The organism is Arthrobacter sp. CAN_A1 (assembly GCF_015751665.1).
Lineage (GTDB): Bacteria > Actinomycetota > Actinomycetes > Actinomycetales > Micrococcaceae > Arthrobacter_D.
This window is the reverse complement of record NZ_JADOUR010000015.1, coordinates 59,565-73,310: the sequence shown is the minus strand read 5'-3', so window position 1 is coordinate 73,310 and position 13,746 is coordinate 59,565. Positions and strand designations below refer to the sequence as shown.

The following is a 13,746-nucleotide window of genomic DNA, read 5'->3' as shown; positions in this document are numbered from 1 at the left end:
AGGAGCAGATCCAGACGCAGAGCCGAACCCCGACGTAAACCTTCCGCGCCCAGCCGTCGACCGGGAGGGGGATACCCTCCCATTCAACGATGGAGTTGCGCTGCCGTCCATACCTCAATTCTCCCAAACCACACCGACAGTTCAGGGACTTACAGGCTTATGTGGATAAATCTCTCGAACAAATATTCGAATATGGATTCGGTGCCCGCAGATGACTCAGGATGGCCGCTCACACGCGCTTGTACGCGTCCCGGCACCCGTGTTGCATGGTTTAGGTCAGGGGACTTCGTCCCTGAGAGTGACCCCTCCTCACTCGGTACTTGAGGGGTGACGAATGCTCAGGTCTATGGCAGCACCGACGAAGAGGCTATGCCCGGCAAGCCTTCGAAACATTGATCGCTGTCGCCAAGGCCCACCCGGCTGTCCGAACCATTCGGGCAATTGATAATGGAGTAGAGACCATCCTTGAGCGGCCAGCGAGCTGAAGAGGGCGCCAGCCCACGAGAAACCTAAAAGAGCCGCGAGTCGACGTCGTCGACGCCTCGCATCATGTCGTAGTCAAGGGTGAGGCACTCGATGCCACGATCCAGCGCGAGCACCCGGGCCTGTGGTTTGATCTGCTGCGCAGCAAACACGCCGCGCACCGGCGACATCAGCGGGTCCCGATTGAGCAGCTCAAGATATCGGGTCAGCTGTTCAACGCCGTCGATGTCCCCGCGTCGCTTCAACTCGATCGCCACGGTAGCCCCCGCTGCATCGCGCGCAAGGATGTCCACCGGGCCGATCGCGGTCATATGCTCACGCCGAACCAGGGTGAAACCTGCGCCGAGCAGGTGGATCTGCTCGGCCAGCAGACGCTGCAGATCTGCCTCAACGCCGTCCTTGACGAGACCAGGATCCACCCCGAGATCATGGGAGGACTCATGAATAAGCTCGTGGATATTAATGACGAGGCGGTCGTCGCTTTTGGCGTGCTGCACGTTCCATACCTCGGTCACACCCAGCTCGGTGTCGGCCTCGTCGGGTGTGATGATACGCAGCGACGCAGGCGGACTCATCCAGTTGAGAGGTTTGTAGGAGCCGCCGTCGGAGTGCACCAACACCGATCCGTCCGCTTTCACCATCAGCAGTCGGGTGGCCAGGGGCAGATGGGCGCGGAGGCGGCCGATGTAATCGACTGAACACTGGGCTATAACTAAACGCACCCTTGCACTTTACCGGTCTGAGGTTACGTTTCCTTCACCACGAGGTCGCCCGGGAGCCGGCCGCCCGATTCATCGGGCAGACTTGATGTATGCCTCGCTCCAACCGTCCCCGCCGCCCCGGGAAGCCGTCAGTGCAGCCTGGACGCAAGGCGGGACCGGTTCCGGAGCTTGACCTGGAGCGGGCCCGGGCGGGAATCCCGGCGCGTGAAAGCGCTCCCGACGGCGAATGGTCGGTCCGGCGGATCACCGAGCGTAACGCTGCCAAGGACTATGTCTGCCCGGGGTGTCATCGGGTGATCCCGCCCGGTCTGGCCCACCTCGTGGTGTGGCAGGAAGACTCCTTGTTCGGTGCCGCCGCAGGCCTGGCCGGCCGGCGGCACTGGCACCTCAACTGCTGGCGCTCCCGCAGCTACCGTTACTGAGCCGCACCGGGCAGTTCCCCTAGACTGAAACGATGACTTCCACCGCAACGAGTTACGAGTTCACCGATTCTGACGGGCCCATGGACATTCGGGCATCAACGGTTCTACCCGCGATCCGCACCAACATTGAGCTGCACACGGACGACGGGTTGACGCTGGTGGGGGAATTCGCGGAGCCGATCGGGCGGAAGCCCCTCGCCACCCTGGTGACCATGCACCCGTTGCCGACCGCCGGTGGATTCATGGACTCGCATGTGTTCCGGAAGGCCTCCTTCAGGTTGCCCGCTTTGGCCGACATAGCAGTGTTGAGGTTCAACACGCGCGGGACCTGCTCGCCGCGAGGCTGCAGCGAGGGCGAATTCAACGGTGGAGCTGCGGAGCAGGCCGACATCGAAGCCGCCGTCGCCTGGGCCGCCGAGCGTCACCCGGAGAACATCTGGCTGGTGGGCTGGTCCTTTGGCACCGAGCTATGCCTGAAATATGGCGCCACGGAACCCATCGCCTCAGCGATTCAGGGTGCGGTACTCCTCTCCCCACCGCTGCATCGCGCGGGAGACGAAGACCTTGATGCCTGGGCAACCTCCGGGTTGCCGCTCAAGGTCCTGGTCCCCGAGCACGACGACTACCTTCAGCCCGAAGCAGCCGCGCAGCGGTTTCGCAGGGTGCCTCAGGCGGACGTCGTCGGCGTCGACGGCGCCAAGCACCTCTGGGTGGGGGAGAAGTATGCCGGCCGGGTCCTCGACGAAATTACCGACACCGTTCTTCCCGGCACCTCCCAGCCCCTGCCGACCACCTGGGCCGGGGAAGCAGCCACCGCCTCCTAGACGGCACCGCCTCCTAGACGGCTTCGCCGGCTGGTTACTGGCTATCCTGGCGTGCGATAAACACTTCCTTCAGCAACAGCATCACAGCCGCCGCCGTCGGGATGGCGATCAGCGCACCCAAAACCCCGAGCAGGCTGCCGCCGGCGATAACAGCGATTACCGCCACCGATCCGGGGACCGCTACGGCCCGCTGCATGATGCGGGGGGAGATGAAGTATGCCTCGACCTGCAGGTAGGCCAAATAGAGCACTGCAAAGAGCAGGGCAGTTTGCCAGCCAGCGGTCAGCGCCACCAGGGTCACGATCACAGCGGCGATCAGGGCACCCACCAGCGGGATGAAAGCAAGCAGGACGACGACGAAGGCCAGCAACACCGAGAACGGCACCTGTGCAATGGTCATGAAAATGAAGGCGAAGATTGCGTTGAGCAAAGCCACGCAGGCTTGACCGATCACGTAGTTGCCCACGCTGCTGGTGATCTCCTCCGCCAACGATTCAACCCGGGGACGGCGCGAACGGGGAGCCAACCGGTAGGCCCATTTCTTCATTGCCGGCAGTGAGGACAGGAAGTAAAGGGTCAGAACCAGGACAATGAGGGTTCCAAACAGGCTGTTGACGATGACCGTGCCCACCCCGAGCACACCGCCGAAGATGCCGCCCACTGCCTCGGAGTTGTCGAAGAAGTTATTGACTTCCTCGGTAACCCGCTCCCGGACCTGGAACTGCTCATCGACGGTCTGGAAGAACTCCGAGCTGAGGAAGTCTTCGACAAAGCCGGGCGCCCGGTCAACAAACTGACTGGTCTGGTTCACGATCGTGGGGATCAGGGTGGCAAAGAAGGCAGCAATAACGCTGGCGAGCAGGAGCAGTGAGACGGCGATTCCTGCGGGGCGCGGCACCCGCTTCTTTTCCAGCCACCGCACGATAGGGTCCAGCCCCAGCGCAATAAACATCGCTGCACCAATCCAGAGCAGCAACTGGCCCACGTTGGTGATCATGAAATAGGCCAGCAGAGCCAGCCCCACACCCACGGTCCCCATGAAACCGAAATGAATCGGGTGGTGCCGCATGGAGCGGGGTTCGGCGTTGCCGAACTTCAACCGGTCGTCCCCCAGGGAAACATCGGCATCGGTGGGTACCGCAGCAGGAATCCGCTCGGGCGGGAACTCGAAGCGAAGGCGCGGTTGGGCGCCGGGGATAGGGCGACGGAGTCCGCGGAAGATGGCACCGATCAGGCTGCGGTGTGGCGCATCGCCGGGAGTATCAGCCGATTCAGCGCTTCGCCCGTTGATCGAGGCGGCCGGCCGGGGGAGCGGCTCGCCTGCCGGGACATCCTGATTATCACTCACGCGTCATTCTGCTTTCCCAATAGAGCATGCGTCCGGCGGTAGGATTCCACACCGCTTTAGCAAGGTTAGCGAAACACTAACAGCCTACTGAGGGCCAGCCACGCAGCGAAGCGCGCCTCGCCGTCGGGCAGCATCACGGCAGCGCACCACAGCAATAGTGATGCCCTCCACAAAAATCCTGCTGCATCAGTGAAGTTCGTTACGATGGGATGCTAGACCAGCCCACGAGCAACGATAGGTATTTGAGTGCGTCTGAAGATTGCAGTCCCCGCCCTGGTGATCGGTGTGCTGTTGATGCTGGTGGGCATCGGGCAGCTCACCTTTTGGTCCCCGCCAGAAACGGTGACGGCCACCGTGCCCGCCGGGTCCCAGAGCGGTCCGGTAACGGTGATCGACGCCGGAGCCAAGGCATCCGACGCCGACGACGTCGACATCACCGTGCGCTCCGAGGGCACCTTCACGTTGGCCGTGGGCCGTGCCGGGGACGTAGACGCATGGGTGGGGGACGCGGCACACCTCCGTGTCACTGCGATCGACGAGGCCGGACTGGAAACCACGTTCACCGACGGTGAGCAGACAGTGCCCAACCCCAGCGGTTCCGACCTCTGGACCAGCGAGGAAACCGCCGACGGTAGCGTCACCCACCGCTGGCTGGACCCGGCCGAGGGCGAATGGTCCATTCTGCTGGCGGCCGACGGCGAGAACCCCGCCCCCACCGACATCTCCGTCACCTGGCCCAACGACGCGACCACCGGCTGGGCGGTGCCCCTGATCGTGCTGGGCGCCCTCGCCGTCGTCCTGGGGATTGCCCTCTTCTTTGTCACCCCCAAGCGCAAGAGCCGTCCCACCGCAGAGGGATCGCGTGCCCACCAGCGCCGGATGGAAACCCAGCAGAAGCCTGGACGAAAGGGCGGCGCGTCCTTCGGCGTTGCAGTGGTGGTGGCCGGGCTGACGGCGTCGGGCGGCGGGATAGCCTACGCCGCCTCCTCCGATCCAAGTTCCATTCCGTCGGTTACCACCGAGCCAGCAACAACGGAGCCAACAACGGAGCCGGCAACCACCGAACCTGCCACTACCGAACCGGCAACCACCGAACCGGCAACCACCGAACCTGCCGAGGACCAGGCGCCGCCGGTGCTGCTGGAAAGTCAGCTGGAGCGCATCCTCGCCTCGGTGGCGACCGTAGTCGCTGAAGGCGACGCAGCGTCCGACGCCGAGCTGCTGGAGCCGAGGGTGGCCGAGGCCGCGCTGGCCCTGCGGACAGCCAACTATGACGTCAGGTCGCAGACCAGCGACATCCCCGAGCCCACTCCGGTTGCTGCTGAGCCCGTGCTCACCTCAATGGTTTCCTCGGAGAGCGGCTGGCCCCGCACGGTCGTCGCCTTGACCCAGTCCGATGAGAACCCCGTTCCGCATGCGCTGGTGCTGGTCCAGGACGATCCGCGGTCCAACTATCGGCTCAGCGCCGCGATCCAGATGCTGCCAGGCACCACCTTCCCCGGCTCCGACGGTGCCGCCGGTGTTGCCGAGGTGCCCCTTGACGAAGCGCCCGGACTCGCCCTGGCACCGCAGACCGCCATGAACGCCATCGCTGATTTCCTCTCCGAGCCCGACGGCGACAACGCCGAAACTTTCGAGGAGAACTCCTTCGCGGATGCCATCACCTCGTTCCAGGCCGATGTGGTGGCTGACCCGGACAACGACTCGGCGGACATCACCTTCGTCCATGAGGCGGATCCCGATTTCACCCATGCCCTGTCCACCAGCGACGGGGGTGCGATGGTTTTCGGCTACCTCAACCACACCTACTCGAGCGTGCCGCGCGGAGCCGGTGACTCGATTGACCTTGATGGCACCGTGTACGAGGCGCTGACCGGTGAGACCTCAACCGATGAGGGCATCGACGTGCGCTATGGCGAAGCAGTCATGATGTACGTGCCGCCGGCAGACAGCGACGAACGCGTCCGGGTGATTGGCGCCGCCCAGCAGTTGCTCTCCGCTGAACTACGGTAAATCCGGCCGGGCCCCAACGTACTAGGGTGGAACCATGAGTATTCCCAACAACCGCGGGCCCCTCCCGCCGTCGTCAATGAACCTGCACGGAGCCGTGGACCTGTCGGCGCTGAAGGCGCGCGCCGATGCCGCCAGGACCGCCCAGCAGGGTGGTTCGCCGGCGCCGGGAGTACCCCAGCCGGCCGCCGTAGCGGGAGCGGGAAGTCCCTACGTTGTCGAAGTGACCGAGCAGAGCTTCCCTCAGTTGGTGCAACTGTCATCGCAGGTTCCGGTCATCGTGGACCTCAGGGCAGGCTGGAGCGAGGAGTCGTCGCGGGTCACCGCGGTCCTCGAGGCCATCACTGTACAGCTTGACGGCCGCGTGTTGCTGGCAAAGGTGGACGTCGAGGCGCAGCCCCAGATTGCCCAGGCCTTCCAGGCCCAGACCGTGCCGACGGCGGTGGCGGTCCTGAAGGGGCAGCCCGTCCCACTGTTCGAGGGTGAACTGCCCGAGGCCCAGATCCGCTCGTTCATCGATGAGCTCCTGAAGGTAGCCAATACCAACGGGGTTTCCGGGTCGCTGCGGGAAGGCGCCGAGGGAGAGACGACTCCCGAGGAGCCACCGTTGCCGCCCCTGCATCAGGCAGCGTTCGATGCCATCGAGGCCAATGACTACCTGGCCGCGGCAACCGCGTACCGGCAGGCCCTGGCGGAACAACCCGCCGATGCCGAGGCGAAGGCCGGGCTCGCCCAGGTTGAGCTCATGCAACGGCTGAAGGACGTCGACGCCGACACCATCCGTCAAAACGCCGCCGACCAGCCGGATTCTCTCGAGAGCCAGCTCGCTGTCGCGGATCTCGATATTTCCGGCGGCCACGTCGAGGACGGGTTCGCCCGGATCGTCGCCTTCATCGGGCGGACCACCGGGGAGCCACGCGAGGCGGCCCGGGTGCGGCTGATCGAACTGTTCGACGTCGTCGGCATCAGCGACCCACGGGTGGCCAAAGCCCGGGGAGCTCTCGCGCGCGCCCTGTTCTAGGCGTTCATCCGCCTGACGGACGGCGGCAGGGGTAATTAGTCCCTTTGGATGACGAGGAGTTGCCCCCGGCGTTGTTAGCGTTGAGGCATGACTTCACCATCCCTGCCGCTGTCTTCCGGGTCCGCTAGCGGGCCCGCCGTTCCGGAGAGCCCAGCGCTCGTGATCCGGGGGCTCGCCAAGCGGTTCGGTGAGAAAATTGCCGTCAACGGCGTGGACCTGGACGTTCCCGCCGGGTCCTTCTACGGCCTGGTGGGTCCGAACGGCGCTGGTAAAACCACCACGCTGTCGATGGCCACGGGCCTGCTCCGCCCCGACCACGGACAGGTGTGGGTCCACGGGGTGGACGTCTGGGATCGGCCCCTGGAAGCAAAGAAGCTGATGGGCATCCTTCCCGACGGCGTCCGGCTCTTCGACCGCCTGACTGGGGAACAGCTGGTGACCTACGCCGGACTGCTGCGCGGCATGGACCGCGACACGGTGGCCGAGCGGGTGACAGATCTCCTCCGGGCCCTCGACCTGACCAACGACGCCGGGACCCTTGTGGTGGACTATTCGGCCGGCATGACCAAGAAGATTGCGCTTGCCTCGGCCCTGATTCATGCGCCGTCCCTGCTGGTTCTTGATGAACCGTTTGAGTCGGTGGACCCGGTCTCCGCAGCGAACATCAGGGACATTCTGAACAGTTACGTTAGTTCGGGCGGATCAGTGATTGTCTCCAGCCATGTCATGGATCTGGTCCAGCGAATGTGCGACCACGTGGCGGTCATTGCCGCCGGCACGGTGCTGGCCGCTGGCACGGTGGACGAGGTCCGCGGCGACTCCAGCCTCGAGGACCGGTTCGTTGAACTGGTGGGCGGCCGGAACACGGCGGAGGGGCTGACATGGTTGCGCACCTCCTAAGGCTTAAGCTCACCCTGCTCAGCAACTCCTTCAAGCGCAGCACCTGGGCGCTGATTGGGGTGATCCTCGGCGGCCTCTACGGACTTGGCATGCTGGGGCTCCTGGTGGTGGGGCTGATCTTTCTCGGCTCAGCCGATCCGACGGTGATCCGCAACGTCCTGGTGATTGGTGGCTCAGCCGTGGTGCTGGGCTGGATTGTGGTGCCGATGGTCTCCTCCGGCATCGACATGACCCTGGACCCCGCCCGTTTTGTCACGTTCGCCGTGCCGATGCGTGAACTAGTGGCGGGTCTGGCCCTGGGCGCGGTGATCGGCATCCCCGGGATCATTACCCTGCTCGCCTCGCTCGCCCAGGTGGGAACCTGGATCCGCTACCCTGCCGCGGCGGCGGCGGCGGCGGTGTGTGCCGTGCTCGCTGTGCTGCTCTGCGTCGTCGCGTCGCGCACTGCCGCGACCGCGGTCATTTCCCTGACTTCCTCCCGCCGGTTCAAGGACGTCAGCTCCATGGTGGTGCTGGTCCCGCTCATCCTGCTGGGTCCCATCATCGCCGGGATCACGGCGGGCTTTGAACAGTCCCCGGGTTTTGCCAACGAGCTAGCCGTCATCCTGGGGTGGACCCCGCTGGGCTACTTCTGGGCGGTACCCGCTGACGTGGCCGACGCCGCCTACCTCACCGCCCTCATCCGGTTTGCCCTGGGCATCGCCACCCTTGCCGCTCTTGCGTGGCTCTGGAAGGTCAACCTGGCTCGTGCCCTGGTCACGCCCGCCTACAACGCTGTCACCCGCAAGGGCGCCGGTAGCCTGGGATTCTTCAGCCGCTTCCCTGCCACGCCCACCGGGGCCGTCGCTGCCCGAGCGCTGACCTACTGGGCCAGGGATCCCCGCTATCTGGGTTCAATCGTGATCGTGCCGCTGGTGCCATTGCTGATGTTGTTCTGGTCCTACCAGTCCGGTGACTACACGATGCTGAACTTCCTGGGGCCGATCACCGCCTTCCTTCTCGCCTGGTCTATTTCAGCCGATATTTCCTATGACAACACCGCATTCTGGCTTCATCTCTCCACCGGCGTGACCGGGCAGGCTGACCGGGCGGGCCGGGCGCTGGCCGTGGGGGTGCTCTCGGCTCCGGCAGTGCTGGTCTTCACGGTGGCTCCGCTGTGGATCTCCGGCAACCTCGCGGAGCTTCCACTGATGCTGGGCCTATCGATGGGTGTCCTGTTGACGGGAATCGGGTTCTCCAGTGTGGTGTCAGCCCGCTACACCTACAATGTGCCGCTACCGGGGGAAAGCGCCATGAAGACGCCCCCAGGCACCGGATTCTCGATGCTCGCCATCCAGCTGATCGGTTGGCTGGTGCTGCTCGCCCTGATGCTCCCCGAATTGGGCCTTGCCGTTGCCTACTATGTCACCGGCAATACCGCCTTCGGCTGGCTTACGCTGGTGGTGGGATGCGTCCTCGGAACCGTATTTCTGATCGGCGGGGTGAAGGTCGGCGGACGATGGTACGACCGGAGGGCGCCGGAACTGTTGCAGGCGGTGTCCGTCAACAAGTAGCACTCACACGTTAGGACAGTTGATGGAAGTTGTCATTCTCCCCGATCAGTCGGCCATTGCAGCGGTGGCGGCGGATGCCATCGAAGCGCTGATCCGGCGGAAGCCCGCCGCCGTGCTGGGGTTGGCCACCGGGTCCTCACCGCTGGGGGTCTACGACGAGCTGGTGAAAAGGTGCCAGTCGGGTGGTCTGAGCTTCGCCGACGTCGTGGGGTTCGCGCTGGATGAGTACGTTGGCCTTCCTGTCGGGCACCGGCAGTCCTATCGGGAAGTGATCCGCAGGGAATTCACCGACCGGATCAACATCGACCCGGCCAAGGTGCAGGGCCCGGACGGTGCAGCTGGGGACATCCCCGCTGCCTGCGCCGCCTTTGAGGAGGCGCTCCGCGCGGCGGGTGGAGTGGATCTCCAACTGCTCGGGGTGGGCACCGACGGGCATATCGGGTTCAACGAACCGGGCAGTTCGCTGGCGTCCAGGACCCGGATCAAAAGTCTTGTCGACCAGACGCGCAGGGACAACTCACGCTTTTTCGACAGCCTCGACGACGTGCCCCACCATGTGGTCACTCAAGGGCTGGGAACCATCATGGACGCGCGGCACATCGTGCTGATTGCCACCGGCGCGCAGAAAGCCCGGGCGGTCCATGACTTTGTGGAGGGCCCCGTGGCGGCGATCTGCGCGGCGTCGGTGCTGCAGCTCCACCCCCATGCCACGGTTCTCCTCGATGAGGCAGCCGCCTCGGGCTTGAAACTCGCCGACTACTATCGCCATACTTACGCCAATAAGCCTGCCTGGCAGGGAATCTAGCCACCCCGTGCCACCGGCCGCGCGCCGCCAGGGACCGATAGGATGGAATCATGAGTACGCCAGCTGACCCTTTTGACAATGATCCGCGCAATGACCCCAGGAGCGATCCCCAGCGGGGCGGTTCCACGGCCACGATCGAGCGTGAAGAGCTTCGCGAGGAGCTGGAACCCGGTGATCGGGAACGCCTCGCCCACTATGTGCGTAAAGAGAAGATCATGGAGTCCGCGCTGTCCGGGGACCCGGTGATCGCGCTCTGCGGCAAGGTGTGGACACCAGGCCGCGACCCGCAGAAGTTCCCGGTCTGCCCTGAATGCAAGGACATCTACAACGGAATGCGTCCCGGCAAGGACGACAAGGACAAATAACGCAGCCTTCTGTGTCCCCCGTGGTTGGGGAACCGGCCAGCCTGCGGCCGCTGACCTTCGGCATCATAGCCATCATCACCTGCGCCGCCTTCGAGGCGATGGCAGTGGCTACAGCTATGCCCGCCGTCGTCGCCGAACTGGGCGGGGTGGCCAGCTACGGCCTCGCGTTTTCGATGTACCTCACCGCCTCCCTGCTGGGCACAGTGATCGCCGGCACGTGGTGCGACAGGGTGGGCGCCCGCCCCGCGCTGGCTGTCGGGATGACCCTGATGATCGCGGGACTGCTGGTCTCCGGTGCGGCCGGGGCTTTCTGGATGGTCACTGCCGGACGGGCTGTGTCGGGGCTCGGCGGCGGCTTCATGGTGGTGGCTGTCTACGTCATCATCGGCGGGGCCTACCCACAGCATCGCCAACCGGTAATCTTCGGTTGGCTCTCTGCCGCCTGGGTGCTGCCGTCACTGATCGGACCGGCAGTGGCTGGATATCTCGCAGAAGAGCTCACCTGGCGATGGGTGTTCCTCGGCGTCGCACCCATTGTTCTTGCAGCCTTTGCCCTGGTCTGGCCCCGGACTGCACGCCTCGCGCTGCCCGAGCCGGGCGCCGGGAACCGCAGTGATGGCCGACGTCGGGCGCTCACCGGGCTGGCGCTCGCGGGCGGCGTGCTGGCAGCGCAGTTTGCCGTCAACCGGTTGGCAGCGCAGGGCCCGGCGGACGATGCCGGCTCGGTGCTGCTGGCGATCCTCGCCGTCGTCGGAATCATCACAGCCGCGGTCACCTTTCCGCGGCTGTTGCCCCCGGGTACGGTGCGCCTGGGACGCGGCCTGCCAAGCATCATCGCGACCCGCGGTCTGGTCACCGCCACCTTCTTCGGCGCCGAGGCGTTTCTTCCCCTGATGCTGGTCACCTCCCGGGGGATGGATGCGGCCACCGCGGGGCTGACCCTCAGCGCGGGGGCGCTGGGCTGGAGCGCCGGGTCCTTCGTGCAGGCACGCGTCACGTTCCGTAGGCAATGGTTGCTGGTGATCGGGGCGTCGATCCTGTCGATGAGCGTCGGGGGATTGGCGCTCGTCTCGGCGCCAGCAGTGCCCTTCTGGGCCCTGGTCCTGGTCTGGACCCTCGCGGGCTTTGCCATGGGCCTGACCCTGTCCAGCACGTCGGTGCTGGTGTTGAAGCTGTCCCCGGCGTCCCAGCGGGGCCGGAATTCGTCGTCACTCCAGCTCAGCGATCAGATGGGCGGGGTAGTGGGAAGCACCATTGCGGGAGGGCTTTTCGCCCTGCTGCGTGACCCCAATGACCCGGGACAGGTCGGCGTGTTTGTTGCGATCTGGCTGGCTCTGTGCCTCTTCGCGGTTGCCGGTATAGTTGCCGGTTTGAGGGGGACACTGGGGACCTCTGACGATCCGGTGGATCCCCGCCCGGACACCAGTAGGCATGGAAAGGTCTCTTCTTAAGCGTGAGTAATAACATGCTCTTCGGCGTCGCTCCGGCCACCGGTGCGTCCCTGCCACCGGCCTATCCTGAACGGGCAGCGTGGGGTACAGCGCCCAAGCTCCGCCAGTGGCAGGAGCAGGCGCTCGCCAAATATTTCAGCACCGGACCGCAGGACTTCCTTGCCGTGGCCACCCCGGGTGCCGGCAAGACCACCTTCGCTCTCCGTGTTGCCACCGAGCTGGTGGAACGCGGCACCATCAACCGGATCACCATCGTTGCCCCCACCGACCACCTCAAACGGCAGTGGGCGGACGCGGCGGCGCGGATCGGGCTGGCTATCGACCCCAACTTCCGGAATGCCGACGGGCGCCACGGCCAGGGTTTCATCGGGGTGGCCGTGACCTACGCCCAGGTGGCCAGCAAGCCGATGCTGCACCGCGCCAAAACTGAGGCGGCCAGGACGCTGGTGATCCTGGACGAAATCCATCACGGTGGCGACGCCCTGTCCTGGGGCGACGGCATCCGGGAGGCCTTTGAACCGGCCACCCGGAGGCTGGCGCTCACCGGTACCCCGTTCCGGTCGGATACGGCTGCCATCCCTTTCGTTGAGTACGCCGCCGACGCTGACGGCATCCGACGGTCCAAATCCGATTACACCTACGGCTACGGCGAAGCGCTGCGCGACCACGTGGTGCGGCCGGTCATCTTCATGGCCTATTCGGGTCAGATGCGGTGGCGGACCAGTGCCGGCGAGGAGATGGCGGCGTCGCTCGGCGAGTCCGCCGTCACCAAGGACATCACCGCCCACGCATGGCGCACGGCGCTGAACCCTACCGGTGAGTGGATTCCTGCGGTCCTGGCAGCGGCCGACAAACGACTCTCGGAGGTCCGGCGCACCGTGGCCGACGCAGGCGGCATGGTGATTGCCACCGACCACGACGACGCCAGAGCCTACGCGGGTCTGCTCAAGCGGATCACCGGGGAATCGCCGACCGTGATTCTCTCCGACGATGCCAAGGCTTCAGAGAAGATCGAGGAATACTCGGCAGGGGACAAGCGCTGGATGGTGGCCGTCCGCATGGTCTCCGAAGGTGTTGACGTGCCGCGGCTCGCCGTCGGCGTCTACGCGACGTCGACAGCAACACCGCTCTTCTTCGCCCAGGCGGTGGGCCGCTTCGTGCGTGCGCGGCGCCGCGGGGAGACAGCGTCGGTGTTCCTGCCGTCGGTTCCCACCCTGATGATCCTGGCCAACCAGCTCGAGCTGGAGCGGGACCATGCCCTGGACCGCCCGGCGACCGACGAGGACGGGTTTGCGCCCGAGGAAGCCCTGATGGAGGAGGCTAACCGGTCCGAGAAGGCCTCCGACGAGCTGACCAAGCAAAAGTTTGAGGCACTCGAGTCCCAGGCGTCCTTCGACCGGGTGCTGTTCGACGGCGGCGAATTCGGTACCGGCGGTGAAATGGGCAGCGAGGATGAACAGGATTTCCTGGGCATTCCCGGGCTGCTCGACGCCGATCAGGTGGGGGTACTGCTCCGGCAACGCCAGCAGGAACAGCAGACGAGGCGCGGACGCAAGGGCGCCGCCGTCGCGCCCGCTCCCGAACCCCTGGTGGGTGACCACCGGATGCTGACCGAGCTGCGTGGTGAGCTGGCAAAGAACGTGTCGGCCTGGTCGGCGCGTTCGGGCATGCCACACGGCGTGGTGCACACAGAACTGCGGAAGGCCTGCGGAGGGCCCGCCGTGGCTCAGGCCAACGAGGACCAGCTCCAACGGCGGCTGAAGAAGCTGCAGGACTGGTTTATCGGCAGGAAATAGGCTGTCCCGGTCTTCCTGTCCCGGTCTTGCTGTCCCGGGTAGCGCA

The 13,746-nt window shown here is 65.3% G+C and carries 12 protein-coding genes; 10 read left to right on the top strand and 2 right to left on the bottom strand.

Annotation, left to right across the window (positions count from 1 at the left end):
• Window positions 1-509: 509 nt before the first annotated feature.
• A complete protein-coding gene (gene nucS / locus IWX62_RS14625) occupies window positions 510-1,205 on the bottom strand; it encodes an endonuclease NucS (protein ID WP_196842144.1) in 696 nt (231 codons plus the stop codon).
• Window positions 1,206-1,294: 89 nt separating this feature from the next.
• Here nucS and IWX62_RS14620 point away from each other — a divergent pair, with 89 nt between their 5' ends.
• Window positions 1,295-1,627 (top strand): hypothetical protein, encoded by a 333-nt coding sequence (locus IWX62_RS14620; protein ID WP_196842143.1) that lies wholly within the window; start codon window positions 1,295-1,297, stop codon window positions 1,625-1,627.
• 32 nt (window positions 1,628-1,659) lie between these two features.
• Window positions 1,660-2,451 carry an alpha/beta hydrolase gene (locus IWX62_RS14615; RefSeq protein WP_196842142.1) on the top strand — a complete coding sequence of 264 codons (792 nt, stop codon included), beginning with the start codon at window positions 1,660-1,662 and terminating at the stop codon, window positions 2,449-2,451.
• Between the two features lie 34 nt (window positions 2,452-2,485).
• Here the strand turns inward: IWX62_RS14615 and IWX62_RS14610 are convergent, their stop codons facing one another.
• Window positions 2,486-3,799 (bottom strand): AI-2E family transporter, encoded by a 1,314-nt coding sequence (locus tag IWX62_RS14610; RefSeq protein WP_442859266.1) that lies wholly within the window; start codon window positions 3,797-3,799, stop codon window positions 2,486-2,488.
• A gap of 246 nt (window positions 3,800-4,045) precedes the next feature.
• Here IWX62_RS14610 and IWX62_RS14605 point away from each other — a divergent pair, with 246 nt between their 5' ends.
• From IWX62_RS14605 to IWX62_RS14570, 8 genes are all read left to right on the top strand, one after another.
• The gene (locus IWX62_RS14605; RefSeq protein ID WP_196842141.1) at window positions 4,046-5,812 is read left to right on the top strand and encodes a hypothetical protein; all 1,767 of its coding nucleotides are present in this window, start codon (window positions 4,046-4,048) and stop codon (window positions 5,810-5,812) included.
• A gap of 34 nt (window positions 5,813-5,846) precedes the next feature.
• Window positions 5,847-6,830 (top strand): tetratricopeptide repeat protein, encoded by a 984-nt coding sequence (locus IWX62_RS14600; protein ID WP_196842140.1) that lies wholly within the window; start codon window positions 5,847-5,849, stop codon window positions 6,828-6,830.
• An 87-nt stretch (window positions 6,831-6,917) separates the two neighbouring features.
• Window positions 6,918-7,730, top strand: coding sequence for an ABC transporter ATP-binding protein (locus IWX62_RS14595; protein ID WP_333483446.1), 813 nt, complete (start codon window positions 6,918-6,920; stop codon window positions 7,728-7,730).
• Complete coding sequence (locus tag IWX62_RS14590) at window positions 7,712-9,283, top strand: transporter (RefSeq protein ID WP_196842139.1); 1,572 nt, start codon at window positions 7,712-7,714, stop codon at window positions 9,281-9,283. The genes IWX62_RS14595 and IWX62_RS14590 overlap by 19 nt, the downstream gene beginning before the upstream one ends.
• A gap of 22 nt (window positions 9,284-9,305) precedes the next feature.
• Window positions 9,306-10,088: a glucosamine-6-phosphate deaminase gene (nagB, locus tag IWX62_RS14585; protein ID WP_196842138.1), complete on the top strand. Its 783-nt coding sequence runs from the start codon at window positions 9,306-9,308 to the stop codon at window positions 10,086-10,088.
• A 50-nt stretch (window positions 10,089-10,138) separates the two neighbouring features.
• Window positions 10,139-10,453 (top strand): DUF3039 domain-containing protein, encoded by a 315-nt coding sequence (locus tag IWX62_RS14580; protein ID WP_196842137.1) that lies wholly within the window; start codon window positions 10,139-10,141, stop codon window positions 10,451-10,453.
• Window positions 10,454-10,464: 11 nt separating this feature from the next.
• The gene (locus IWX62_RS14575; RefSeq protein ID WP_196842136.1) at window positions 10,465-11,904 is read left to right on the top strand and encodes an MFS transporter; all 1,440 of its coding nucleotides are present in this window, start codon (window positions 10,465-10,467) and stop codon (window positions 11,902-11,904) included.
• Between the two features lie 14 nt (window positions 11,905-11,918).
• Window positions 11,919-13,700 carry a DEAD/DEAH box helicase gene (locus tag IWX62_RS14570; RefSeq protein WP_196842148.1) on the top strand — a complete coding sequence of 594 codons (1,782 nt, stop codon included), beginning with the start codon at window positions 11,919-11,921 and terminating at the stop codon, window positions 13,698-13,700.
• The last annotated feature ends 46 nt before the right edge of the window (window positions 13,701-13,746 follow it).

Coding starts and splice junctions, on each gene's coding strand:
- IWX62_RS14615 (WP_196842142.1), top strand. CDS start 1,660: ATGACTTCCACCGCAACGAGTTACGAGTTCACCGATTCTGACGGGCCC.
- IWX62_RS14580 (WP_196842137.1), top strand. CDS start 10,139: ATGAGTACGCCAGCTGACCCTTTTGACAATGATCCGCGCAATGACCCC.
- IWX62_RS14570 (WP_196842148.1), top strand. CDS start 11,919: ATGCTCTTCGGCGTCGCTCCGGCCACCGGTGCGTCCCTGCCACCGGCC.
- nagB (WP_196842138.1), top strand. CDS start 9,306: ATGGAAGTTGTCATTCTCCCCGATCAGTCGGCCATTGCAGCGGTGGCG.
- IWX62_RS14600 (WP_196842140.1), top strand. CDS start 5,847: ATGAGTATTCCCAACAACCGCGGGCCCCTCCCGCCGTCGTCAATGAAC.
- IWX62_RS14620 (WP_196842143.1), top strand. CDS start 1,295: ATGCCTCGCTCCAACCGTCCCCGCCGCCCCGGGAAGCCGTCAGTGCAG.
- IWX62_RS14590 (WP_196842139.1), top strand. CDS start 7,712: ATGGTTGCGCACCTCCTAAGGCTTAAGCTCACCCTGCTCAGCAACTCC.
- IWX62_RS14595 (WP_333483446.1), top strand. CDS start 6,918: ATGACTTCACCATCCCTGCCGCTGTCTTCCGGGTCCGCTAGCGGGCCC.